Origin of the sequence: Kribbella antibiotica (assembly GCF_004349055.1) — a bacterium.
Taxonomy (GTDB): Bacteria; Actinomycetota; Actinomycetes; order Propionibacteriales; family Kribbellaceae; genus Kribbella; species Kribbella antibiotica.
On record NZ_SMKX01000035.1, the window covers coordinates 48,628 to 70,443 of the forward strand.

Genomic DNA, 21,816 nt, shown 5'->3' on the forward strand with positions numbered 1-21,816 from the left:
AGATTGCGTGCGTGGACGAGAAGCTGCGCGCAGAGGTACTCGCCAGGGCAGGCGCCGACAGTGATGCTGTCGGCGCCTTCTTGGCAACCGCTGGACCCACCGGCGTCAGCCACTCCGAGGTGCCTTGGCCCTACTCGCTCCTGGAGCAAGACGACCCACCCGAGCCCGTACGGCGTGTCCTCACCGTTGTGCACGACAACGTCGAGTGGCTGCGTGGCGTACTGGCTGAGCGAGCCTGGCCAGGGAGATCCGTGGTCGGCGAGGACGGCGTGGATGCGTTCTGGCTGATCCTTCAGCACGCCGGATCTGGCGTGCCCACGATCGGTACGCCGGACAATCTCGCCTTCCAGGCGAGTTGCGTTCCGCTGCTACAGGACGCCGTACGGGCTGGGGAGGTGCATCCGCGGCACCTGGCTCATGTGGTGGACAACTTGTGCCTGCGATCGAACCAGCCGCCGGACTTCGCCGTACTGAATACTTCCTTCGTGCGGGAGGACGGCGAGCTGGTACTGCGGCCTGATCTCGACGCTGACGTCATCGATCAGAACCGCGCGCAGATCGGACTGCTTCCGGTCAGCGTGGACCTGGACCGGCGGCGTGCCGGTCATCCGCCGGATGCCACTGACGGCACCCGGCCCGAACCCTGGTGACTACCAATCCCAGGCCCGGCTCATGCAACCGCCGTGGCCTCGAGTTCGACCAGCAGGTCAGGTATCGCCAGGCGGGTCACGCCCAGCATCGTGGTGGCAGGGGCGACGCCGGCGGCGCCCAGTCGCGCGGCCAGGACGCCGTACGAGCCGAAGAGGTCGTCGACGTCGGTGGTGTAGACGTTGAGCCGGACGACGTTGGCCAGCGTCATGCCGGCCTCGGCGAGGACCGCCTCCAGGTTGTCGAGGGTCAGCGTCAGTTGCGCGGCCATGTCACCGGGGTGTTCCGGCTTGCCGTCGGCGTTCATGGCCGTCTGGCCGGCGCAGTACAGGGTCCGGGTTTCGCCGGTGATGAGCTCGCCCTGGTTGTAGCCGAGATCTCTCGACCAGGCCCACGGATTGACCGCCGTTCGTACTACTCCCACATCAGGTCCCTTCGGCTTGTTTCTCTTACTGACAAGCTTTCCAGCGAATCACGACACCCTCTGTCGTGTATGCCGTAGGGTTTTCGCATGCGCGCTGACCGGCTCGTTTCCCTAGTCCTGCTGCTGCGGCAGCACGGCCAGTTGTCGGCGGTCCGGCTCGCCCAGGAGCTGGAGGTCTCGACCCGTACGGTCCTGCGTGACATCGAGGCGTTGTCTGCGGCGGGCGTGCCGGTGTACGCCGAGCGAGGCCGGTATGGCGGGTTTGCGCTGCTGCCCGGATTCCAGACCCAGCTGACCGGTCTCAATCACGACGAGGCGCTCGCGCTCGTGGTTGCCGGGTCACGCCGCGGCGCCCAAGCGTTCGGCCTCGGATCGGCTCTCGCGTCGGCAATGCTCAAGGTCATCGATGCCCTCCCAGAGAGCTATCGAGACACCGCCGCCGGCGCATCCCAGCGCCTACTCATCGACCCGGCCGCCGACCTGCTCGCTCGGCCGATCTACACCGACGAGATGCCCGACGAGGTCGCCGCCGAAGTCCTGCGCGCCGTACTGTCCGGCAACAAACTGCGCATCCAGTACGCCGCCTTCAACAAGCCACCCGAATGGCGCGATGTGGACCCGATCGGCGTCGTCACAGTCCGCGACCAGGGCTACCTATTGGCCACCCGCGAAGGATCCGACCGCACCTACCGGCTCTCCCGCATCCAGGCCGCCGAAGCTCTCCCTGACGCAGCCGAACGCCCCCACCGCGTAGACCTCGACAAGGCCTGGCAAGAGCGCACCACCAAATTCCGCACCGGCGGCGACCAGGTAACCATCGAGGCCCGAGTCCACCCCACCCGCCGCGAAGAACTCGCCCGCACCGCCCTGGCCATCCACACCGAACGCCCAACCCCCGACGGCTGGCTCCACCTGGAGCTCACCTTCCAAGACCGCCGCCACGCCGAATGGGCCCTCTGGCAACTAGCCACCCACGCCGAAGCCCTCTCCCCCGACTGGCTGCGAGCCACCCTCCAAACCAAAGCCGCCAAACTGGCCGCGCGCTACGCCGAGTCCTAATGCAGTACCCGTTGACGAACAAGCGGCGTACGGCGGTCCTCGACGGGCTGCAGGCGGCGTGCGGACAGCGGCCGACCGTTGTGGCAGAGCACCAGGTTGGGCACGAGTGGGCGCCGGTCACCAGGCTCGTGTTTGACCGCGACCTGCCTGGCGTTGGCCGGACGGCGATCGTCAAGACCCGTCGCGTGGACGGTGAAGGGCATGGTGGGCCCGCCTATCTGCGCCGGGAGGTGGCCGGCCTGCGAGCGGCGGCGCCGAGCGGTACTGCCGCGCAGTTGATCCTGTACGACGACCGTTCGGGCGTTGTCGTCCAGTCGGACCTCGGAGTGTGGCCGACGCTGGAGAAGGTCCTCCACGGTGACGACCGCGGTCAGGCGGTCGCCGCGATGCACTCCTTTGCGCAGACCGTTGGACGACTGCACGCCAGCACGATCAATCGCCGTACCGACCATGCTCAGGCACTTGCCGAGTTCGGGGGCGCCGATGTGACGACCGGTGCCGATACTGGAACACGCGGCACCCGGCGGTGGCACCTCGTCGAAGCGGCTTGCCAGGATCTCGGATTCCCCGACGCGGGCAAGGCCCGGGACGACATCGCGTTCGTCCGTGCGCAACTGGAGGCCCCGGGCCGGTACGCCGCTGTCGTGCACAACGATCTCAATCCGACGAATGCGCTGGTCACTGATGACGGCGTCCGGTTGGTCGACTTCGAAGGCTCTGGTTTCGGGCACATCGGCTTCGACGCCTCGTTCCTGCACTTCCCCTTCCCGCATCACAGCGCGAACTGGTCGGTGCTACCGCAATCGGTGACCCAGGCAGCTGACGCGGCCTACCGTGCCGAGCTCGGCACGGCCATGCTCAGCGGGTACGACGAGATGGTCGCGGTCGGCGCTGCCGCAGCCATGGCCGGCCGCGTCGTAAGGCTTCCGGTGCTTGCCCGAGACGACCAGTCCCCTGATGACAGTTGGCGACGACGCGCTCAGCTGGTCCAACAGATCGGCGTACTGAACCGGCTGATCGGCCGCACGCGAATACTGTCCAACTTGGCCAGTTGGTCTCACGAGCTCGCCGAGGCGATGACCCGACGCTGGCCCGACGCGACCCAGCCGCCACCCAAACTGTTTACTGCTTTCGGCTCGGGTAGTTAAGTGCGGTGGTGAGGTCGGTGTGGAGGTTGGCGTTGGAGTAGATGCCGCCGCCGTGATCACCGGTGTTGGTGCCGACCGGGTTGGTGAAGCGGCCGCCGGCTTCTTCGACCAGGAGGATCCAGGGGGCGTGGTCCCACTTGGAGTAGCGCTCGACGAGGAAGCCGTCGATCTCGCCGCGGACCAGTTCGATCACGGGGAGCGGGCTGGCGGCTGGGCGGGCGATCGCGAGTCGTTCCTGGTCGTTGCGTACGGCATCGACTACGGCAGTTGCCGGCTCGGCAGTCGTACTGACCTGGAGACGCCGGGGCTCGGCGTCCGCGTGCGGCCAGGATGTTTCGAACGCACCGCCGCCGCGGGTAGCCCACCACCGTCGGCCGAGCGCGGGCGAGGTGACGACTGATAGCTCGGTGACGCCGTTGACCTCGAGTGCGAACTGAACCCGCCAGTTCGGATCGCCGGAAGCGAAGCGGCGGGTGCCGTCGATCGGGTCGATGATCCAGATCCGCTCGGACTCGCCCAACTCCCCCAGTTCTTCACCGAAGAAGGCGTCGCCCGGCCGCGCTGCCGACAGCCGGTCGCGCAGCAGATGCTCAACCTCGCGGTCGGCTTCCGTGACCGGCGACCCGTCAGCCTTCCAGGAGACGGCAACACCCGCCTTGAAGTGCGCGAGCGCAACCTCCGCGGCCTCATCTGACGTGCTGAAGGCGAGCTCAAGATCGTTCATCGCCGCCCAAGCTAGCAATACGTCCGCAGCACCCCGTCGTCGACTACGGCGAACGTCCGCGTGCGCGGGTTGAATGCGGTAGGCCGATACCCAGCCAGTACGCCGACCCGCGCGCCCTCGGCCGGATCCCAGAACTCGAGCCCTTGGTCGCCAACCACCGCGAGCTGACCGTCGACCGCCCACATCCGCCCCTTCGGACCGAACACCGTGCCCACGCGCTCACCGCTCGGAGCGTCGTACAGCTCGACGCCGTCGACCATCGAGTCGATGTCCTCGCCGATGCCTTGGACGGCGACGACGTGGTCGCTCACCCAGGCGATCGGCTGGTTCCAGTGGTAGGTACGGAGCGACAGTTGGCGACCGTGCTCAGCTGCGAAGGTGTGCCCGTTCTTCCAAGCGGTCAGATCGATCACCGTCGGGATGCCGACCGGATGCCAGGACCAGCCATCGTCGAGCAGCCAGGCACCGGTCGGGCTGAGCGTCAACGCGCCGTGGAAGTAGTCAAAATCCTGGAGGTCACGCGGCGTCAGAAGCTCGCCGGTTGCAGCATCGAAGCGATCCAGCCGATTCCACTCGGTCGCTGCCACCAGCGTGCCGGCGTTCAGGAAGGCGATCGGGTACGGCGTCGTGCAGCTGTCGTCATCGTCCTTCCGGTCGAGGGGCAGGGTGACGCGGCCATCGGCGAGATCCACGACTGCGCCGTACCGGCCGTAGTCACGCACCACCGCCGCGAAGCGCCCGTCCGCCGACGTGTGCACAGTCGGTCCCGGCGTACCGAAGCGGTCGTCTTCCTCCAGCTCGTCCGGCAACATCAGCTCGTACGACGTTCCGTCCGGCTGCACGAGGTGCGAGCCGGTGTAGACGAGCCAGCTGTCGCCTAGTGGCGCGAGGCATCGGTCGTTGGCCGGCTGAAGCTGGACCGCTTGCTCGGAGAAGCTCACGAAGCCAGACAGTACCGAGTTTGACCGGGCAGGTCCGCTAGGTTTTCGTCGTGCTCTCTACCTGGTTCGAAGCCACCGTCGAAATAAGTGTGGCCCTGGTAGTGCTCGTTGGTGGCTTCTACCTCGTTGCTCGGCTGATCGTTCACGTGGCCTCTCCGTCACTCGACCGGAAGGCCGCTGAGCTCGCGCGGCTTCAGGCGGGCGCCGAGCGCTACGGCTGGGTTCCGGGCGACGACGTCGATGGGAAGCTCGCCGCGGCCGGCGCCCGCTGTTTCGACAAGGACGGCGAACTGCGGCGACTGCTCGTCGGTGAGTACGAGGGCCGCCGGATTCAGATGGCGGAGTTCGTGACGTCCTCCGGGGGCAGGCTCCCGACGGACGTGTTCAACAACCTGGTCGCGCTTGAGCTCCCAGCCGGCCTTCCCGAGCTGCGGATCAGTCATGATCGAGTCGCCGACCCGGCGCTGCCTCCGCTTGAGCCGGTGTTGCAGACGAGCGACACCGAGAGCGACGCGTTCAACCAGCGGTACTACGCGGCCAGCCTCGATCCGCGTTACACCTCAGCCATGTTGCATCCCCGCATGATCGAGTGGCTCCTAGCGCACCCTCCGCAGGACCTCCGCCTGGTCGGCAACCTCCTGGTCGCCTACACCGCCAAGCCGTGGACCGTCCCGCACACTCTCGCGACCGTCCCCTTCCTCCACGGAATCGTCGACCGAATTCCGCCCTTCGTCTTGAAGGATTTTCGCCAAGAAGCGCCACCGCGATGAGTTAGCGTGCCGGGATGGATGTTCAGATCACCGAGGGCCGCTTCATCGAGGTGCCGACACCCGATGCCAGCGGCATCGATCGCCGCGCGTTCGGCGAGTTCACCGGTCCGCAGGGCGAGCTCGCGTCGTACGCGATCGGTTGGACGACCGGCACCGATCAGCACGTCGGCCGCCTCTCGGTCGGCATCGGCGCCGGTAATCCCGGTGGCGCGACCATCCATGCGATCGTCGTCGACAACGGGGGCGAGTATGCCTTCAGCCTCGTCGACGATCCCTTCGAGCAAGTCCCTGAGGGCGGCCCGCATCTCACCGCGCAGCAGGCCCGGGCTCATGAGGACTTGGCGTTCATGTGGTGGGTCGCAGACAACGCCCTTGCCCGCGATCGCCGTGCCTGGTGGTTGCTCCACTGGTTGCTTCAGACCACCTGTATCCAGACCGCCGAGGTCTTCGACCTGACCGAGCCGATCCTCGTCGTCGGTCACGCCGCTGACGACGGCGTGTGGCAAATCCTCGGTACGACGAACCTGGCCGACGACGGCAAAGTCGGCCACCTCAGCCATGTCATCGACGAGGACCAAACCCTGCTCGACGTCCTCGACCTGACTCCAGGCCAAGCCGCGCTGCGCCAACACCCCGGCGGCCCGTGGACGCGCCAATAACCTCAGGGAAGGTAGAGCGCCGTACGGGCACCTGGGCGGAAGCCGATGGATTGGTAGAGGGCTCGCGCTTGCGGGTAGCCGTCGTCGCCGCGCGGGCAGACCATGGCGTCGGTGGCGCCGGCCTCTCGGAGGGCGTGCAGAGCGGCGAGATTGACGGCTTGGGCCAGGCCTTGGCGCCGGTACGGCGGCGCGCAGCCGACCGGCTCGACCAGGCCGATGCCGTGGAGCTTGTCGTGCCAGATCAGGGCCGTGGCGGCGAAGTCGCCGTTGGGCGCTTCGACGATCCAGTCCAGCTCGGATTCGTACGGCCAGGTGGACATGACAGCGGCAACGTCTGCATCACTCACCTTCGAAGGAGCCAGGTCGGACCAGGCAGCGCGGTGCGCAGCCGCCCGCTTCTCAACCTCGTCGGGCCGGGTGTGCCGGAGCGTGAACCCGTCCGGGACTACCGGCGCCGGGAGATCGCTCAACGGGATCCGGTGGTGGGTGAAGAAGGGTGCGGCGTCGTCCGAGTGGTAGCCCGCAGCCTCCAGCGCCGCGACCAAGTGGTCTTCGGTCTCGAGGACGCTGACCACTCCTGCGGGTGCGAGCTCCTGGAACCACGCCAGTACGTCGGCCGCGACCTCGGCCCGGTCCGGATCGACCACGAGTGACAGGTGATCGCCCTCGGCCCAGCCCCACGCAATCACCTGACCGCCGTCGTCCCAGCACGCCGTACGCCAGGTGTGTGCGCTCCGGCCGGCGTTGACCGCCCGCTCCCAGGCAACATCGCCGATGTGCATCCGCGATCGCGGAGACCAGACCCGCTGCAGCAACTCCTGCATCGGCTCCAAACCGTCGGTGCCTTCGAATTCACGGTGCTGCACGTCAAACCTCCGGTCGCCGATCGCAGTCGCTCAGCATCTCCCGCGACTCCCGGGTCCTCAACTGATTTACTGACGCGATGGGTGCGCCGCAGCGTGGGCATTGGAGCTGGGGGTGCGTCTCTCAGGGGGCGGTGTCGTGGGTTCGCACGTTCATTGCCCAGAGCAACAAGCAACCCGTGACCACTACGGCGCACCTACCCTCAGGCGTTCGGGGTAGGTACACCGTGAGTTGCGGTCACGGGTTACGTTTTGGATGAGGCTTATTCAGTTGGTGCGTGCGGAATTCAGTTAGTCGGCAGCGCGGGCATCTCTTCCGAAGACTCAAAAGCCGTGACCTGAACCCTTGAAGGTCCGTGGATAGGGTGATGCGCGCTGACCTCCAGCGTCACACCGGATTCCTGATCGGTCACGACCTCGATTCTGTCGAACTCACCGCCTGCTAACGAAAGGCGGACGGCGGGACGGTCGAGGAAAAGAAGTTGTTCTTCGATTGCCTGGTAAGGCTCTCGCACGCCAAGCCATGCCAGGGTTGCTAAACGGCTTTGCATGGCCGCTGCGTCTGGCGCTGGGTGAGTGAACAACTCCCCGTCATCGTCCGCCCCGGATACGATCAACGAGCCGTCTCCGCTGCGATAGGCGACCGTATCCCCGAGGTCGAGCCATACCATTGCTCCCGACGGATCGCACACCACGACATCATCATTCCGGAACCAGCATTCGAGATCCCGGGGCGCGTTCCTTATCGCACCCGTCGCGCGGATGCTGGCGCGCCACACGCTTGCATTTGCAGCGGTCGCAGTGGATGAATCCTCGGACGACATATGCCAATCGGCAGTGGTCATACGGTCACCTGTCTAGTATCCCTGGCACAAAGTTGCCGACTTCGATGAACCGTAAGAGTGTACCGCCGCTGCCTCCGGGAACGCGGTCGATCGCGCATACACTCGGAAGATTCCGAACCCAGCCCCCTTGCAAGATTCGGAACTGAACCGATACGACTTCAACTTTACGGTTTCTGCGGAGCACCTATACTTCGTGCGGTCGTAGAAAGTCCCGTAGTAGTCCTTCTCCTGCAACTTGATACACGTCTTCTGCGTTCCGAAAGCGCCGAAACACTCGGTGTATGCATCGAATCCGACGCCGGGTGAATCGTCAGCCATGGTCACCTTTCCGGGCGGGTCAGCGTGGCCGTGACAACCCCACGGCGCAGCGGACGCCTGCGGTGTCTGCTGACTGCCCATCGACCAATCCGCCGGAGGACGCGACGGCTCAACCTCACCTGCCGACGCGGGAACCGCACTCAACCCTCCAGTCAAAGCGATTGCGACCGCCACACAGGCGAAGCGCGTAAATCTAGGCATGGAAAACCCTCCCGTAGATTTGGATAAGAGATATCCGTTTTTGTTGGGCCCCGGTGTTCCCCGCGTGCTCGGGGGCGCACGGAGAACACCGGGCTTTCACAATTCCCCGCTCGCTGTCAAGGGCTGTACAGGGGTACGCCGCGAGCGGGGAATTACGAGCTTTGGATACGGCAGGGCGCGCGTGGGTCTCTTTTCCGTATGGGTGGAATGGTCACGCCGCGCGCGCCTCGGGGACTGTGGTCTATTGGGGAACGATGATCACTTCCACCTTGTGGAACGTGAGGCGTTCAACGACCTTCAGAGGGCTGCCCCACTCAATATGATTGAGATGTTCCAGACTTGGCACGATGAAATATTTCTTGCCGTCACGTGTCAGTTGCGAGATTGCGATATCAAAGATGTGCTGGCCTTCCGGCTCATCTATGAACATGTAGTGAACTGTTAATCCGCGAGAATGTGCAGCCCGGAAAAGCTTCGACTGAATCTCGCCGATGTCTGTCTCTGAAAGATGCTCTAACCACCGCGCGTAGGCAACGACTTTCATCTGCGGTCGCCGCGCCTGTAGTGGATCCAAGCGGCGGCGAGCCAGAATCCGCCGCCACAGCAGGCCAAGAACACAGCCGCCTGCACAAGCGCCTCTTTGATCTCGTCGCTCATCGGATTTCCTTACCCCCGTAAGATCGTGTCCGGCGCCCCCTGTTGGCGCATGCGACGAGCGACGCCGGACCTTTAAAGGACAGCTCCCCTAGACCGCTCGGCGGGGAGCTGTCCGGTTTGGAAACGACGGGGCGCGGTAAGTGGTTCACTCTCCCGCGTGAGGTTGGACGGAATGGACTTGCCACACCGCGCCCCGTCGACGCCAGGAAATGACCGGTCGATTCGCGGCCACCCTGGCGGGTCACGTACAGCTAGAGAGATGGGACAAGAGACGCATCCGTCAGCATTCGCCCCAACTCCCTGGCTGGCCTTATTTGGCGGATTTGGCGGATTTGGCCATAGCTTCTTCGAAAGTCTCAGGCATTCCTTCGTAGATAAGCCTCAAACCCTTAGCCTTCGAGCTAGACATAAGATCATCTCGGCGACGCCAAGTAGCCAAATGATTTGGGTCATCGCGCCAATGCATCGCGATCCAATTTGACGCAAACTCGACAGCCGTCGCGACGGTATCTCCGTTCGCATCAAATAAGCTGAATCTCAGAATCACTTGGAATCCCCGTGTGCCTTTCTTGCTTCCGGTTACGAAAAACGGTTCGCGCCCCTTGCCGGATTCTTGCCGGAAGTGGACGTGGATCAGGCCGACTCGGAGAGGTGCAAGACTGGATCGGGTCGGCACGCCCTCAACTGTGCTGGGAGATCGACTCGTGATGAACTGACTGGTAGTACGGGTCAGCGGGGCTGGCCGAAGTCCGAGCGGAGGTGCGGAGCGTATGAGTAGAGGGGCAACCCTGACTGGGGTGAAGGGTTCCGCCGACGTGCCGGAACTCGGAGTCGTGTCTGGATACCTGTTCAAGCTCATGCGGGGCGCAATCGGATGCACTCAGGTGGACCTTGCCGAGCGTCTGGGGGTGGATGACACCACCATTCAGGGCTGGGAAAGCGGCAGGCGACCGCTCTCGGCTTTGCGCGCTGTCGACGTAAGCCGCCTCGGTCAGCGATTGATGATGATGGGAGCGCCGCCTGTAGCCACGGCCATGCTGCCCTCCGCCATCGATGCAGACGGATTCCTGACCACTGCAGTTCGAGCGGGCAGTTCAGTGATCCCTTTGTCGCAAAACCCGTTAGCCAGTAGCGTTCACCGCCGAGGTTTTGTCTCGCTTGTCACATGGCCATTCACTGGAGTAGTGCCGTCGATGGTGAGGCACCTCCCGATGCCAAAGGCGCGCGGCCCCGTTGCCGACCGGCCCCAACTCTCGAAGGTTATGCGGCAGAGCTTCTTCGATCAAATGCTGACATCAGCCGACTTGGCGGGAAACAATCAAAAACTTCTTCGACGGCAGGCGACATATCTCCTCGCCTTCGATCAACGCGAAGAGTCCGCGAACTGGCTAATGTGCGAGCATCGTCGGACTGCCGCTCGTTCAGTCGATGAACGCGATCTCCCGTCTGGGATTCTGAGTCGCACAGCCTCGCTCGCAACTGCTCGGAAAGGTGACCTTGACCCGGTTCGCCACTTCATTCAAGACACCCTCTCCAATACAGATCAGACGCTTGCCAGCCTCACCTACTGGGCATATTGGCTGGGAGAGATAGCAGACACCTATGCCGATGATGGAGCGATGATAAAGCTCGGCGCTAATGCCTGGTCTGGACGTCACTTGATCGAACATCTAATTACCCACCTAGACGATCCCCGCAACGCAGAGATGAACATTCACAGCCTGCTGTGCCTAGTCATGGCAAGGAAGGGGTTGCTTGAGTCCGATGCAAATTTGCGCCAGCGTACGAGACTGGCACTTGAGGGTGCAGAGACTGCCGAACTCGGGCGACATGCACGAACTGAGTTGGATAATCTACGCTTCGCGACACAGCTCGCCGGGCGTTAAATGATGGAGTATGCGATGAGCGATGAACAGAAAAAGAAGGAGGCGGCCGCCGTCGCCGCCTTTGCCTTCGAAATGGGCGTTCTTAAGCGCCAGAGGCGATCCGGCTGGTGGCATGCCGGTGTCCGCGATCCCGAGTCGATCGCGGAGCATAGTCTGCGCGTTGCTCAGTTAGCGGGCCTGATTGCAGCGGCCGAAGGCGGCGATCCCGCTAAGGCTGCATACATGGGCCTTTGGCATGATTCGCAGGAGACGCGGATTGGAGACATTCCGCATAGCGCTCATCCCTATGTCGATGCAAAGCCGAACGTCGATATCACTATAGACCAGGTCGCCGGAATGGCTGAAGTGGTGGCAAGTTCGGTGATCAAGGCTGTTGAGGAGTACGAGGAAAAATCGTCATTGGAGGCGATTTGTGCGCGCGATGCCGACAAGCTTGAATGTCTAATTCAGGCTGTCGAATATCGAGACCTAGGTGTTCAGCGCGTTCAAAGCTGGATTGATTCATCTTACGCGTCCCTCAAGACGGAAACGGCTCGGCGCGTGGCAGACGAGGCACTGTCCATTTCCCCGCTCAGTTGGCGCGAAAAATGATCTGCGCTCTGATGGCCTGGCGGTCGGGCCCAGAGAGGCCCCTCTAGGGCTAAGACCCGCCACCGCCGACAGGACCGCGTATCTGGGTCGGTCTAGGGGGGCGGGCGAGGACCCACCGCCCCCCTAGACTTGCCTCTGACCTGCGGAAACGTGCTGTGGCGGCTAAGGCAACTTGACAGAGACGAAGGAGCAACTGGCCGGCACGGTCGTGATCGACGTACCGGATCTGGACGCCGCCATCCACTGGGCCGCGCAAGCGCCGCCGGTCCAGTGGGGCACGGTCGAGATCCGGCCCGGCGCGACCCACCTCGTGAACGGCGTCTGGGTTCCGAATCGGTGAATCAGGCCCAGCAAGCGGCCGAGCAGGCCGCTCGCACGTCCTACGGTCGGCTGGTCGCCTTGCTCGCGGCCTTGACCGGTGACCTCGCGCTCGCCGAGGACTGTCTGGCCGGCGCCTTCGAACAAGCCCTGCTCAGCTGGCCGGACGGAGGTGTTCCCACCAACCCCGAAGGGTGGCTCCTCACCGTGGCCCGCAACCGGCAACGCGACATCTGGAAATCGTCGGCCCACCGCACCTCCGACCCACTCGAGCTCGCCACCGACCAGGGCCGCGACGCCGTCTCCCCGCTCGACGACGTCGATCCGGACGCCATCGGCGACAAACGGCTCGAACTTCTCTTCGTCTGTGCCCATCCCGCGATCGATCCGGGGATTCGTACGCCGTTGATGCTGCAGACCGTGCTCGGGTTCCATGCGACCCGGATCGCTGCGGCGTACGCCGTACCAGCGGCAGGGATGGCGCAGCGCCTGGTCCGGGCGAAACGGCGGATCAAGAACACCCGGATCCCGATCGCCGTACCCGATCAGCACGACATGGCAGGCCGCCTCGCGACGGTGCTCGAAGCCGTCTACGGCTGCTACGCGATCAGCTGGTCGACGCAGGACGGCCTGGCCGACGAGGCTCGCCATCTCGCGGTCACCCTGGCCGCCCTGCTACCGAAGGAGCCGGAGACCTGGGGGTTGGCCGCCCTCATCACCTTGTCGCTTGCCCGGGCCGCCGGTCGCAGTGAGACCTTCGTTCCCCTCGACGAACAGGACGTCAGGGGTTGGGACTCGGAACTGATCGCTGAGGGCGAGGCCCAACTCCGCCGCTCGTCGATGGCAAGCGCACCCGGCCGCTTCCAACTCGAAGCCGCGATCCAGGCGGTGCACTGTGCGAGAGCTCGTACCGACTGGCCGGCGCTCCACACGCTCTACTCCGCGCTGCTCAAGCTCGCCCCGAGCCTCGGCGCCCACGTCGCCTTGGCCGCGGTCACCGCGCACACGTCATCTCCGGAAACAGGCTTGGAGATCCTCAACACCTTGTCCCAGGCCGATCGGTTCCAGCCGTTTCACGCGACGCGGGCCGACCTGCTCGCCCGCATCGGCCGCGACAAAGAAGCAGCCATAGCCTTCGAGACCGCAGCCGCACTCACCGACGACGAATCACTTCGCGCCTACCTCCTACGCCGAGCAGCCCAACACACCTAACCGCTCAACCCGGTAGCACGACTGGGATGCAGCAGCATCTCCCTCGGCTCCCGGCCTTCAACTGATTTACTGACGCGATGGGTACGCCGCAGCTTCATCTGCCGACTGGTTCCGGACGGTACGACGAGGATGCGTTGGCGGAGGTCCGTGCCGCGTTCACCCGAGCCGTCGAGCTGACGACACCGCTGATCGGGTTGAGCGATGTCGATGTCGCGGCGATCGATGCGCCGGACGAGACCATCCCCGGCTGGGGCTGCGGCGGTTACACCTATGGACCGCACTCCGTGCTGCTCGCGCTTGATCCCGCCGTACGGATCAAGCCTGACCGGCTCCTGGCAACGCTCGTGCACGAGTTCCACCATGTGATGCGCGAGCGCGGGCCGGGCTGTGGGTCGAGCCTGCGCGAGCGGATCGTCAGTGAGGGCTTGGCGATGCTGTTCGAGGAGGAGGTGCTTGGTGTGGCCTCGGAGTTCGCTCACCAGGCAGTCGAGCCGGAGCAGATCGCGCTGGCCGTCGCGCAGCTCGATCAGGATCCGGCGGACGAGAGCCGATGGTTCTTCAACGCGGCCGAAATCCCGCTGTGGTTCGGCTACACCGTCGGCTACCAGTGGGCCCGCGCCTACGCCGCAACCACGTCGACGAAGGCGTCCCAGCTTGTCCACACACCCGCCGATGCCATCACCGCGGCTGCCGAAGCGCGCTGACCAACTCCAGGTGACGCCGTACCAGCTCCGCGGCCGGATGGTCGCCGGCAACCCCATCCAGTACGGCGCTCAACGTCGTACCGGTCCCTCCCAGCATCCCGGCGATCGCGTCCGCCGTGTCGAGGTTGCCTCGGGCAAGGTGCTTCGCGGCGAGGGGAAGCATGGCCAGCGCGAAGTCGTCTGGATCGGGCGCGGTTGTCGATTGGCCGCGACCGAGGTGGTTGAGCGTTCCGTTGAGGTCGTGCGGGCCGGGCGCTCCGGTGCCAGAGAGGAGGCGCGCCTCTCGGGGAACCGCTGCGCCCAGCGGCCACAGATACCAGTCGACCCACAGCGGTAGGCCCGCGACCTCGTACATCGCGCCGAGGTAGCCGCCGTCGGCCGGCCCGTTGGCGGGTATCTCAATCGTCAGGACGCTCCCGTCGAGCGCCGGCCGACCGCCGACAACGATCAGGTCGAGGTCGCTCCACTCATCACCGCTTCCCGTTGCCAGCGAGCCGACCAGCCAACTGCTCTCGGCGCGGAGCGTCGGCACGGTTTGGGCGAGCCAGTTGTCGCGGTCGCGGGCGTAGGCCGCCAACCGGGCGCGGGCTTCAGCAGGTGTCACACAGCGGAGGCTAGTGGATGCGAAAAGTGCTCGAATCGCGGGACAGCTATTGGAATGCGCTCTCCATGACTCTAGTGTGCTGATTTCCGGACGTTGATGTCCTGGAATCGAGGACGGCGCCCCCCGCCACGATCGCAAGGGAGAACACCATGGTGGAAAACACTGCCCGGGAAGACTGGATCGCCCCGGATTTCGCCGAGTTCGAAACACCTACCGAGGTCACCGGATACGCCGGTCGAGTGAACTGATCACTACCCGTATCCCCTGTACAGCAAGGTAATCATCGGACTTCCGCCCCGGTCCGGTGAACGGCCTGTCCGGGCCTGCGGTGAATCGCCGCCGGTCCGGCAGGTGCGCCGTGCCATTCCCCTGAGTTCCATCCTGTGGGCGATATCTGGACATCGTTCCATGAATCATGGATGACTCGGGAGGTTCAATGCGGCCGATGAGCGCGGACGAATTCACGGATGCACTGCGCGGCCTTTCCCATCGGTACTGGGGAACGCATCCGTTCCACCACCGGATGCACGCCGGCGAGCTGTCGCAGCCGGAGCTGCAGGTCTGGGCCGCGAACCGCTGGTACTACCAAAGCGCGATCCCCCGCAAGGACGCCGCGATCATCAGCAACTGCCCGCTCCCCGAGGTGCGGCGCCAATGGCTGCCCCGGATCGTCTACCACGACGGCGCTACCCCTGGTGAGGGCGGAATGGAGCGCTGGCTGCGCCTGTGCGAAGCCGTCGGTCTCAGCCGCGAAGAGGTCCTCGACGAACGGCATGTGGCTCCCGGTGCCCGGTTCGCTGTCGACGCGTACGTCGGTTTCGCGCGGACCAAACCGTGGGTCGAGGCAGTGGCCTCCGGGCTGACCGAGATGTTCTCCGGTCACCTGATGAAGGCCCGCGTCGCCGACATGCTCGCGCAGTACGAGTGGATCAGCCCCGACGACCTCGCCTACTTCACCAACCGCATCGACGCCGTTGCCGGTGAGGGCCAAGCGACCCTCGACCTCGTCATCGAACACAGCCGCACGCGGGCCGAGCAGGATGCCGCGATCGCCGCGCTCTCCTTCAAGTGCGATGTGCTCTGGTCGTTGCTCGATGCAATCGAGCGCGCCGCGAGCAAGAAATGACCGCGGAAGCGCTCTCCGGTACGGCGTCTCCTGGCCCGCGTCCACGGATCCGCCGCGGGGTCCGGCTGAGCTACGACAAGGTCCGGAACACGCCAGTCGTCCTGCATCCCGAGGGCGTCCTGATCCCGAACCCCACCGCGACCGCCGTCCTCGAGCTGTGCGACGGAGAGCACTCCCTGACCGAGATCGCGCGTCTCCTCGCCGACCGGTACGACGCCGTCCAGCCGGAGCAGATCCGCAGCCTGCTGGACCGGCTCGCCGACAAACAGGTGGTGGAGTGGACATGACCAACCCCAAAGGTGCAGTCCCGCCACTGAGCCTCACCGCGGAGCTCACCCATCGCTGTCCGCTGCATTGCGGATACTGCTCCAACCCCATCGAACTCCTCACCCGCGACCAGGAGCTCGACACTGCCACCTGGCGCGAAGTTCTCACCCAGGCGCACGACATCGGCGTACTGCAGGTGCACTTCTCCGGCGGCGAACCCCTCGGCCGTAAGGATTTGGCCGAGCTGATCGAGCACACCGCCGGCCTCGGCGCCTACGTCAACCTCGTCACCAGCGGGCTCGGCCTCACCGAGGCCCGGCTGCAAAGTCTGGTCGATGCCGGTCTCAATCATGTCCAGCTGTCTGTACAGGGCGCCGACGCAGCAATAGGTGACCGGATCGCCGGCACCCGCGCGCATCACCACAAGATCATCGCTGCCGACCTCGTACGGCGGGCCGGTCTGCCGCTCAGCGTCAACGTCGTGCTGCACCGGGAGAACCACCACCAGGTTGCCGCCCTGATCGACTTCGCCGAGGAGCTAGGCGCGGACCGCCTCGAGCTCGCCAACACCCAGTACTACGGCTGGGCGCTGAGAAACCGCTCTCAGCTGATGCCCACCGCGGACCAGCTCGCCGCGGCCGAGCTGATCGTCCAGGACGCGCTGGTTCGGCTGAAGGGCAAGATGCAGATCGTCTACGTGATCGCGGACTACCCGGAGAAGTTCCCCAAGCCCTGCACCTACGGCTGGGGCGCACGCCAGATCACCGTCGCCCCGGATGGAACGGTGATGCCGTGCCCCGCGGCCAGTGCCATCAGCACTCTGCAGCTCGAGAACGTCAGGGAGCGCTCTCTGGGCGAGATCTGGTACGACTCCAGCTCGTTCAACGCCTACCGCGGCGACGACTGGATGAGCGACACCTGCCGCTCCTGCGACCGGCGCGAACTCGACTTCGGCGGCTGCCGCTGCCAGGCGTTCCTGCTGACCGGTGATGCTGCCGCCACCGACCCGGTCTGCCACAAGTCGCCGGATCGCGGTGTCGTCGACCTCATCCTCGCTGAACCCCGCCGTACCGGCTTGGTGATGCGGAGCCCGAGCCGATGAAGGTGATCGTGCTCGGTACGGCGGCCGGCGGCGGGTTCCCGCAGTGGAACTGCGCGTGTCCCACCTGCCGTAACCCCGAGCTGGAACCGCGCACCCAGGACGGCCTGGCGATCAGTGCCGACGGCAACAACTGGTACCTCGTGAACGCTTCCCCGGATCTCCGCGCCCAGATCCTCGCCACTCCCGAACTCCGCGCCGGCCCTGGCCTGCGCGACACCCCGATCCGCGGCGTTCTCCTCACCGACGCCGAGCTGGACCACACGCTCGGTCTGCTCCTCCTTCGCGAGGCCGAGACCCTCGCGGTCCACGCTCCGCCGGCGGTGCTGACAGCGCTCTCCCGTTTCCGCGACATCACCGATCGCTACCACGCCTGGACGTGGACCCCGGTGCCGGCCGAGCTCGACGGCATCACGATCAAGACCCTGGCCGTCAGCGACAAACGCCCCCGGTACGCCGATGATCCGGCGCCCGGCCCGTGGGTGGTCGCCTACCGCTTCGAACACAACGGAGGCGCATTCGTCTACGCGCCGTGCGTCGCCCAGTTGCCCCACGGGTTCGAGCAGTTCGCGGCCGGCGCGACGTACACGCTCTTGGACGGGACGTTCTACAGTGCCGGCGAGATGCCCGGCCAAACCGTCATGGGTCACCTACCGATCGCCACAACCATCGAGCAGCTGGATGTGCCGCTGGCGTTCACGCACCTCAACAACACCAACCCGGTCCTCGACCCAGGCTCGCCCGAACGCATCGCCGTCGAGAAGAGCGGTCATCTGATCGCCGACGACGGCACCCGCTGGGAGATCTAACCCGCCGAAACCCCATGCCGGGCCAGCAGCTCAGCCAACACGTCATACCCCTGCGTCAGATCCCACTGCTCCGCCGCCATCCCAGCTGCCCGCGCTCCCTCGACATTGCGCGCCGTATCGTCGATGAACAACACCGTCCGTACGTCGACCCCGATCCGCCGAGCCGCCTCCGTGAAGAACCCGGGATCAGGCTTGGCCACACCCAGTTCCCACGAATAGCAGCTCACGTCGAACAACTCGTCGTACCGGAGCTCGGACCGCATGTACGCACCGCGATACGACTCCTGGTTGGTCCCCAGGTGCACGCCGTACCCATTCCGGCGCAGCCCGCGAACAACCTCCATCGACTCTTCGATCACCACGATGTTCTTCCACACCGCGTCATACACCTCCGCCACCGGAAGCGTCACCCCGAACTCCTGGAGGTTCGCGGCCAGCACCGGCAGGTAGTCCCCCCGCCCGGCGAGCATCGGCAGCTCCTCTTTCCAGGTCCGGTGCAGAAAATCCCGAGAGCGCTCTCCGAGATACGGCTCCATCGCCGCATACCAACCCCCAGGCAGCTCCTGCAATACGCCATCAGCATCCAGCAACACGTGCCGAATCGGAGAAGCGGCAACCGCTCTCTTGGATCCCGGCGCCGAGGGGGTCATCGTGGCTCCCTCAGGAAGGGGCGTCTGCTCACCACGTTGGTAGGGCACCACCCCGACTTGGAACTCGTCCTCGTAGATGATCGTGCCCGGATCGCCTGAAGTGACTCGGTGGTGCGCAACGCCGTACGCGGTCAACATGCCGCACGCCTCGTCCACCAGGAGTTGCATGTCGCCGCGAAGCGGCACCTTGAACCAGGTGACCGCGCCGATGGTGTTGCCGTCGGCGTAGAAATCCGGGTTCGGCAGGTGCTCGATGAACCAGTCGTCGATGTCGAGCCAGCGCCTTTCGTCGACGGCAGACAGCCGGCCCGAGCGGCGCAGATGGTCGACCGCGACGAACAGACCGACCTCGACGCCGAGGCGCCCGCGGTACTCCACCTGGATCCGAACGTACGGCGCGCTGCTCACCGGGCCGATGATGCCGTACCCAGCCGTGCTGCGCAGCGGATAAAGGGAAGCCCCTGTCACAAACGCCGATGCCAGTTGGTCTTGCGTGGTGAGAGCAAACGATGAGGAGGACTGCATGAGTACACACCTGCCGCCTGGGGTCGAGGTCATCTCGACGTTGCCGGGGACGGCGTTCGGGGTCCCGGCCGGGGCCGAGGCCAGGACGATCGAGATCACGATCCCGCCCGGCGATCCGGGGGCGCCTCCGCACCGGCACCCGGGACCGATCTTCGGGTACATGATCGAAGGCGAGATCCTGTTCGAGCTCGAGGGTCAGGCGCCGCGGGTGATCAAGGCGGGTGAGGCCCTGTACGAGCCGGGCGGCGATGTCATCCACCTCCAGGGCGCCAACAACCGGACGGACGTCGAGGCCAGGTTCGTGGTGACGATGTTCGCCGAGCCCGGGACTCCGATCCTGACTGTGGTCAGCGCCGAGGAGTTGGCTGAGCGCGCCCATTTGCGCGTGAGCTGAGTGTTTCTCCCCGCCCTGGCGCGTTATTCGGGTGCTCCGGGGCGGGTACCGGTCTAGTCTGCCCGTGTTGCACTGGCCGAGAAGTTGGGATGTGGGAACCGATGGGTGTTCGTCTGCAGGAGCTGTCGTACGCAGCGAAGGATCCCGAAGGGCTGGCGCGCTTCTGGGCCGGCGTTCTCGGCTTCGAGCCCATCGAAGACACCGTGCTGGCGACTGCTGACGACCGCGCCTTCCGGCTGCGGTTCGTGGCGAGCGATCTGCCGAAGCTCAGCCCGAACCAGATGCACTTCGACGTGACCAGTACGTCGCTCGACGACCAGCAGGCGAAGGTCGACCGCGCACTCGAGCTCGGCGGCAACCACCTCGACATCGGGCAACTGCCGGACGAGAAGCACGTCGTACTGGCTGATCCCGAAGGCAACGAGTTCTGTGTGATCGAGCCGACGAACAACTTCCTCGCCAACACCGGTGTGATCGGAGCGCTCTCGTCGGACGGCAGCCAGGCGGTCGGCTACTTCTGGGCCAAGGCGCTCGACTGGCCGCTCGTGTGGGACGAAGACGAGGAGACCGCGATCCAGGCGCCGTACGGCGGCACCAAGATCGCCTGGGGCGGTCCTCCGGTCAACACCAAGCTCGGCGTCAACCGCCTCCAGTTCGTACTGCGCGCTGACGGCGACCGTCAGGTTGAGGTCGACCGTCTCGTCGCCCTCGGTGCGACCGCCGCCGGTGACACGCTGACCGACCCCGACGGCAACGAGTTCGTTGTCCTAGGCAACTGACTTCGGCGAGACGAGCTGCACGAGGTTTCCGCAGGTGTCGTCGAGCACAGCCATCATCACCATGCCGACATCGGTCGGCGGCTGTGTGAACACGACACCCAATGCGGTGAGCCGGGCGTGCTCGGCCTCGACGTCGTCCACGGCGAACTGGACCAGCGGAATCCCGTCCTCGCCCAGCGCGTCCCGGTACGGCTTGACCGCCGGGTGGCCGGCCGGCTCCAGCAGCAACTCCGGCCCATCCGGCGCCTCCGGCGAAACGACCGTCAGCCAGGACGCCTCGCCCAGCGGAATGTCGTGCTTCTTCTCGAACCCCAGCACGTCCGTGTAGAACGCCAGCGCCGCCCGCTGATCGTCCACGAACACACTGACCAGGTTGATTCTCATTCCGCGGTCCTCTCTCCGACCGGCCACCGCCGCGCGATCTCCGCGAGTGGCGCGGGATTGAAATAGTGGAACTTCGAGCGCCCACGCTTCTCCGTCACGACCAGCCCGGCCGCCTCCAGCACCCCCAAGTGCTGCGAGATCGCCTGCCGCGTCGACGACAGCCCATGCCGCGTCGTCAGCGTCGAGCAGATCTCGAACAACGTCTGACCGTCCCGCGCCGCCAGCTCGTCGAGAATCACCCGCCGCGTCTCGTCATCCAACGCCCGGAACACCGTGACCACACCCGACACTATAGGCAAGTCCCCACTTGCCTATCAACCCCGGCGATCCACGCCGCGTCCAACCACCCGTGACCACCCTCCGTACGACGACCTGGGGCGAAGGCGACCGTGTCGCCGTACTGCTGCACGGCATGATGGGCTCAGCCCAGCAGTACCACCGAGTCGGCCCAGCCCTCGCAACCCGCGGCTACCGAGCCATCGCCGTCGACCTCCCCGGCCACGGCAACTCCCCCACAGCCCGCTCCGGCCTCTCCGCCTGGGCAGCCGCGGTCACCGACGCCGTCTCCGGTCACCCGGCACTCGCAATCGGCCAGTCGCTCGGCGGCGTCGTACTGGCCGCATCCGCACTCCAACCCGCCCGTGCGGTCTACGTCGACATCCCGCTCACGGCGTCCCCCGGACCACCCCGCACCGCCGAAGAGCTGACCGCCAAGTTCACCGCAGCCCAAGCCGGCCGGACACTCGCGGCACTGCGCAAATCCAAACCAGCCTGGTCAGACGCCGACCGCCAAGTCGAAGCAACCGCCGCCCAGCAGTTCGACGTCGCCACCGCCGTTGCCCTGGAACTCGCCAACGACAAACACCCAACACCAGCAACCGACGTCCCGTCCCTCGTCATCCACGCCAACCCCAGCCGCTACGTCTCCGCCACGCGAGCCGCCGAACTCCAAGCCCAAGGCTTCACCGTCCGCGCCATCCCCGCCGCCGACCACACCCTCTGGTACTCCCACTTCGCCGAGTTCATGGCCGCACTAGACAACTGGCCGCTCTGAACCCAGCGCAGCCTTGAGCACGGCTCAGTCTGAGCCGCCCCGGCGTGTCCGGAGGCTTCGTTAGGTGTTAACCGGCCTCGGCGAGACGGGTTCGGTGAGTGTAGTGAGTCTGCTCGGCCTGGATTGGTGTCAGGTCTTGGATGGATCCGTGGGGCCG

Annotated in this window: 28 protein-coding genes; 18 read left to right on the top strand and 10 right to left on the bottom strand. The window is 65.4% G+C overall.

Annotated elements, in window-relative coordinates:
- Positions 1 to 11: 11 nt before the first annotated feature.
- On the top strand, positions 12 to 650 hold the full coding sequence (locus E1263_RS14925) for a DUF6624 domain-containing protein (RefSeq protein WP_132167891.1): 639 nt from the start codon (positions 12 to 14) through the stop codon (positions 648 to 650).
- 20 nt (positions 651 to 670) lie between these two features.
- Here the strand turns inward: E1263_RS14925 and E1263_RS14930 are convergent, their stop codons facing one another.
- Positions 671 to 1,072, bottom strand: coding sequence for a RidA family protein (locus E1263_RS14930; protein WP_132167892.1), 402 nt, complete (start codon positions 1,070 to 1,072; stop codon positions 671 to 673).
- Between the two features lie 87 nt (positions 1,073 to 1,159).
- Between E1263_RS14930 and E1263_RS14935 the strand changes: the two genes are divergently transcribed.
- On the top strand, positions 1,160 to 2,131 hold the full coding sequence (locus E1263_RS14935) for a helix-turn-helix transcriptional regulator (RefSeq protein WP_132167893.1): 972 nt from the start codon (positions 1,160 to 1,162) through the stop codon (positions 2,129 to 2,131).
- Positions 2,132 to 2,142: 11 nt separating this feature from the next.
- Complete coding sequence (locus E1263_RS14940) at positions 2,143 to 3,279, top strand: phosphotransferase (RefSeq protein WP_165956619.1); 1,137 nt, start codon at positions 2,143 to 2,145, stop codon at positions 3,277 to 3,279.
- On the opposite strand, the gene E1263_RS14945 is transcribed toward E1263_RS14940, so the two are convergent.
- The gene (locus E1263_RS14945) at positions 3,254 to 4,003 is read right to left on the bottom strand and encodes an inositol monophosphatase family protein (RefSeq protein WP_132167895.1); all 750 of its coding nucleotides are present in this window, start codon (positions 4,001 to 4,003) and stop codon (positions 3,254 to 3,256) included. The genes E1263_RS14940 and E1263_RS14945 overlap by 26 nt on opposite strands.
- 11 nt (positions 4,004 to 4,014) lie before the next feature.
- Positions 4,015 to 4,944, bottom strand: a complete 930-nt coding sequence (locus E1263_RS14950) for a WD40 repeat domain-containing protein (protein ID WP_132167896.1) — start codon at positions 4,942 to 4,944, stop codon at positions 4,015 to 4,017.
- Between the two features lie 89 nt (positions 4,945 to 5,033).
- Here E1263_RS14950 and E1263_RS14955 point away from each other — a divergent pair, with 89 nt between their 5' ends.
- On the top strand, positions 5,034 to 5,714 hold the full coding sequence (locus E1263_RS14955; RefSeq protein WP_132167897.1) for a hypothetical protein: 681 nt from the start codon (positions 5,034 to 5,036) through the stop codon (positions 5,712 to 5,714).
- Positions 5,715 to 5,728: 14 nt separating this feature from the next.
- Positions 5,729 to 6,373 (top strand): hypothetical protein, encoded by a 645-nt coding sequence (locus E1263_RS14960; RefSeq protein ID WP_132167898.1) that lies wholly within the window; start codon positions 5,729 to 5,731, stop codon positions 6,371 to 6,373.
- A gap of 2 nt (positions 6,374 to 6,375) precedes the next feature.
- Here the strand turns inward: E1263_RS14960 and E1263_RS14965 are convergent, their stop codons facing one another.
- The 3 genes from E1263_RS14965 to E1263_RS14975 form a co-directional block, all read right to left on the bottom strand.
- Positions 6,376 to 7,239, bottom strand: a complete 864-nt coding sequence (locus E1263_RS14965) for a GNAT family N-acetyltransferase (RefSeq protein WP_202868881.1) — start codon at positions 7,237 to 7,239, stop codon at positions 6,376 to 6,378.
- A 284-nt stretch (positions 7,240 to 7,523) separates the two neighbouring features.
- Entirely contained in the window at positions 7,524 to 8,081 is a 558-nt protein-coding gene (locus tag E1263_RS14970; protein ID WP_132167899.1) for a hypothetical protein, read from the bottom strand.
- Positions 8,082 to 8,841: 760 nt separating this feature from the next.
- Positions 8,842 to 9,144 (bottom strand): hypothetical protein, encoded by a 303-nt coding sequence (locus E1263_RS14975; protein WP_132167900.1) that lies wholly within the window; start codon positions 9,142 to 9,144, stop codon positions 8,842 to 8,844.
- Between the two features lie 910 nt (positions 9,145 to 10,054).
- On the opposite strand from E1263_RS14975, the gene E1263_RS14980 reads away from it, so the two are divergent.
- The 5 genes from E1263_RS14980 (at position 10,055) to E1263_RS15000 (ending at position 13,968) form a co-directional block, all read left to right on the top strand.
- Positions 10,055 to 11,143, top strand: coding sequence for a helix-turn-helix domain-containing protein (locus E1263_RS14980; protein WP_238161253.1), 1,089 nt, complete (start codon positions 10,055 to 10,057; stop codon positions 11,141 to 11,143).
- A gap of 15 nt (positions 11,144 to 11,158) precedes the next feature.
- Positions 11,159 to 11,734 carry an HD domain-containing protein gene (locus tag E1263_RS14985; protein ID WP_132167902.1) on the top strand — a complete coding sequence of 192 codons (576 nt, stop codon included), beginning with the start codon at positions 11,159 to 11,161 and terminating at the stop codon, positions 11,732 to 11,734.
- A 172-nt stretch (positions 11,735 to 11,906) separates the two neighbouring features.
- The gene (locus E1263_RS14990) at positions 11,907 to 12,074 is read left to right on the top strand and encodes a YciI family protein (protein WP_132167903.1); all 168 of its coding nucleotides are present in this window, start codon (positions 11,907 to 11,909) and stop codon (positions 12,072 to 12,074) included.
- Positions 12,071 to 13,264: an RNA polymerase sigma factor gene (locus E1263_RS14995; protein ID WP_202868882.1), complete on the top strand. Its 1,194-nt coding sequence runs from the start codon at positions 12,071 to 12,073 to the stop codon at positions 13,262 to 13,264. Before E1263_RS14990 ends, E1263_RS14995 begins: the two co-directional genes overlap by 4 nt.
- A 77-nt stretch (positions 13,265 to 13,341) precedes the next feature.
- On the top strand, positions 13,342 to 13,968 hold the full coding sequence (locus E1263_RS15000; RefSeq protein ID WP_132167904.1) for a DUF2268 domain-containing putative Zn-dependent protease: 627 nt from the start codon (positions 13,342 to 13,344) through the stop codon (positions 13,966 to 13,968).
- On the opposite strand, the gene E1263_RS15005 is transcribed toward E1263_RS15000, so the two are convergent.
- Positions 13,943 to 14,572: a nucleotidyltransferase domain-containing protein gene (locus E1263_RS15005; protein ID WP_132167905.1), complete on the bottom strand. Its 630-nt coding sequence runs from the start codon at positions 14,570 to 14,572 to the stop codon at positions 13,943 to 13,945. The genes E1263_RS15000 and E1263_RS15005 overlap by 26 nt on opposite strands.
- A gap of 149 nt (positions 14,573 to 14,721) precedes the next feature.
- Here E1263_RS15005 and pqqA point away from each other — a divergent pair, with 149 nt between their 5' ends.
- The 5 genes from pqqA (at position 14,722) to pqqB (ending at position 17,873) form a co-directional block, all read left to right on the top strand.
- Positions 14,722 to 14,820: a pyrroloquinoline quinone precursor peptide PqqA gene (gene pqqA, locus E1263_RS15010; RefSeq protein WP_132167906.1), complete on the top strand. Its 99-nt coding sequence runs from the start codon at positions 14,722 to 14,724 to the stop codon at positions 14,818 to 14,820.
- 197 nt (positions 14,821 to 15,017) lie between these two features.
- On the top strand, positions 15,018 to 15,698 hold the full coding sequence (gene pqqC, locus E1263_RS15015; protein ID WP_202868883.1) for a pyrroloquinoline-quinone synthase PqqC: 681 nt from the start codon (positions 15,018 to 15,020) through the stop codon (positions 15,696 to 15,698).
- Entirely contained in the window at positions 15,695 to 15,985 is a 291-nt protein-coding gene (pqqD, locus tag E1263_RS15020) for a pyrroloquinoline quinone biosynthesis peptide chaperone PqqD (protein WP_132167908.1), read from the top strand. Before pqqC ends, pqqD begins: the two co-directional genes overlap by 4 nt.
- The gene (gene pqqE / locus E1263_RS15025; protein WP_132167909.1) at positions 15,982 to 17,067 is read left to right on the top strand and encodes a pyrroloquinoline quinone biosynthesis protein PqqE; all 1,086 of its coding nucleotides are present in this window, start codon (positions 15,982 to 15,984) and stop codon (positions 17,065 to 17,067) included. Before pqqD ends, pqqE begins: the two co-directional genes overlap by 4 nt.
- Positions 17,064 to 17,873, top strand: coding sequence for a pyrroloquinoline quinone biosynthesis protein PqqB (pqqB, locus tag E1263_RS15030; protein WP_132167910.1), 810 nt, complete (start codon positions 17,064 to 17,066; stop codon positions 17,871 to 17,873). The genes pqqE and pqqB overlap by 4 nt, the downstream gene beginning before the upstream one ends.
- Here pqqB and E1263_RS43635 read toward each other — a convergent pair.
- Positions 17,870 to 19,048, bottom strand: coding sequence for an HAD-IA family hydrolase (locus E1263_RS43635; RefSeq protein WP_238161254.1), 1,179 nt, complete (start codon positions 19,046 to 19,048; stop codon positions 17,870 to 17,872). The two genes, pqqB and E1263_RS43635, sit on opposite strands and share 4 nt — an antisense overlap.
- Between E1263_RS43635 and E1263_RS15040 the strand changes: the two genes are divergently transcribed.
- Both E1263_RS15040 and E1263_RS15045 read left to right on the top strand, forming a co-directional pair.
- Positions 19,047 to 19,442: a cupin domain-containing protein gene (locus E1263_RS15040; RefSeq protein WP_132167911.1), complete on the top strand. Its 396-nt coding sequence runs from the start codon at positions 19,047 to 19,049 to the stop codon at positions 19,440 to 19,442. The genes E1263_RS43635 and E1263_RS15040 overlap by 2 nt on opposite strands.
- A gap of 101 nt (positions 19,443 to 19,543) precedes the next feature.
- Positions 19,544 to 20,221, top strand: coding sequence for a VOC family protein (locus E1263_RS15045; protein WP_132167912.1), 678 nt, complete (start codon positions 19,544 to 19,546; stop codon positions 20,219 to 20,221).
- On the opposite strand, the gene E1263_RS15050 is transcribed toward E1263_RS15045, so the two are convergent.
- Together E1263_RS15050 and E1263_RS15055 are read right to left on the bottom strand one after the other, a co-directional pair.
- A complete protein-coding gene (locus tag E1263_RS15050) occupies positions 20,210 to 20,605 on the bottom strand; it encodes a VOC family protein (protein ID WP_132167913.1) in 396 nt (131 codons plus the stop codon). The genes E1263_RS15045 and E1263_RS15050 overlap by 12 nt on opposite strands.
- Positions 20,602 to 20,886 (bottom strand): ArsR/SmtB family transcription factor, encoded by a 285-nt coding sequence (locus E1263_RS15055; RefSeq protein ID WP_202868884.1) that lies wholly within the window; start codon positions 20,884 to 20,886, stop codon positions 20,602 to 20,604. Before E1263_RS15055 ends, E1263_RS15050 begins: the two co-directional genes overlap by 4 nt.
- A gap of 68 nt (positions 20,887 to 20,954) precedes the next feature.
- Here E1263_RS15055 and E1263_RS15060 point away from each other — a divergent pair, with 68 nt between their 5' ends.
- Positions 20,955 to 21,659 (top strand): alpha/beta fold hydrolase, encoded by a 705-nt coding sequence (locus E1263_RS15060; RefSeq protein WP_202868885.1) that lies wholly within the window; start codon positions 20,955 to 20,957, stop codon positions 21,657 to 21,659.
- Positions 21,660 to 21,816 lie beyond the last annotated feature (157 nt).

What these genes read in the sequence shown, in the direction of transcription:
- E1263_RS15000 (WP_132167904.1), top strand. Translation starts at nt 13,342, where the DNA reads ATGGGTACGCCGCAGCTTCATCTGCCGACTGGTTCCGGACGGTACGAC.
- pqqC (WP_202868883.1), top strand. Translation starts at nt 15,018, where the DNA reads ATGAGCGCGGACGAATTCACGGATGCACTGCGCGGCCTTTCCCATCGG.
- E1263_RS15050 (WP_132167913.1), bottom strand. Translation starts at nt 20,605, where the DNA reads ATGAGAATCAACCTGGTCAGTGTGTTCGTGGACGATCAGCGGGCGGCG.
- E1263_RS14985 (WP_132167902.1), top strand. Translation starts at nt 11,159, where the DNA reads ATGAGCGATGAACAGAAAAAGAAGGAGGCGGCCGCCGTCGCCGCCTTT.
- pqqA (WP_132167906.1), top strand. Translation starts at nt 14,722, where the DNA reads ATGGTGGAAAACACTGCCCGGGAAGACTGGATCGCCCCGGATTTCGCC.
- E1263_RS15040 (WP_132167911.1), top strand. Translation starts at nt 19,047, where the DNA reads ATGAGTACACACCTGCCGCCTGGGGTCGAGGTCATCTCGACGTTGCCG.
- E1263_RS14960 (WP_132167898.1), top strand. Translation starts at nt 5,729, where the DNA reads ATGGATGTTCAGATCACCGAGGGCCGCTTCATCGAGGTGCCGACACCC.
- pqqD (WP_132167908.1), top strand. Translation starts at nt 15,695, where the DNA reads ATGACCGCGGAAGCGCTCTCCGGTACGGCGTCTCCTGGCCCGCGTCCA.
- E1263_RS14970 (WP_132167899.1), bottom strand. Translation starts at nt 8,081, where the DNA reads ATGACCACTGCCGATTGGCATATGTCGTCCGAGGATTCATCCACTGCG.
- E1263_RS14945 (WP_132167895.1), bottom strand. Translation starts at nt 4,003, where the DNA reads ATGAACGATCTTGAGCTCGCCTTCAGCACGTCAGATGAGGCCGCGGAG.
- E1263_RS14975 (WP_132167900.1), bottom strand. Translation starts at nt 9,144, where the DNA reads ATGAAAGTCGTTGCCTACGCGCGGTGGTTAGAGCATCTTTCAGAGACA.
- pqqB (WP_132167910.1), top strand. Translation starts at nt 17,064, where the DNA reads ATGAAGGTGATCGTGCTCGGTACGGCGGCCGGCGGCGGGTTCCCGCAG.
- E1263_RS14935 (WP_132167893.1), top strand. Translation starts at nt 1,160, where the DNA reads ATGCGCGCTGACCGGCTCGTTTCCCTAGTCCTGCTGCTGCGGCAGCAC.
- pqqE (WP_132167909.1), top strand. Translation starts at nt 15,982, where the DNA reads ATGACCAACCCCAAAGGTGCAGTCCCGCCACTGAGCCTCACCGCGGAG.
- E1263_RS15045 (WP_132167912.1), top strand. Translation starts at nt 19,544, where the DNA reads ATGGGTGTTCGTCTGCAGGAGCTGTCGTACGCAGCGAAGGATCCCGAA.
- E1263_RS43635 (WP_238161254.1), bottom strand. Translation starts at nt 19,048, where the DNA reads ATGCAGTCCTCCTCATCGTTTGCTCTCACCACGCAAGACCAACTGGCA.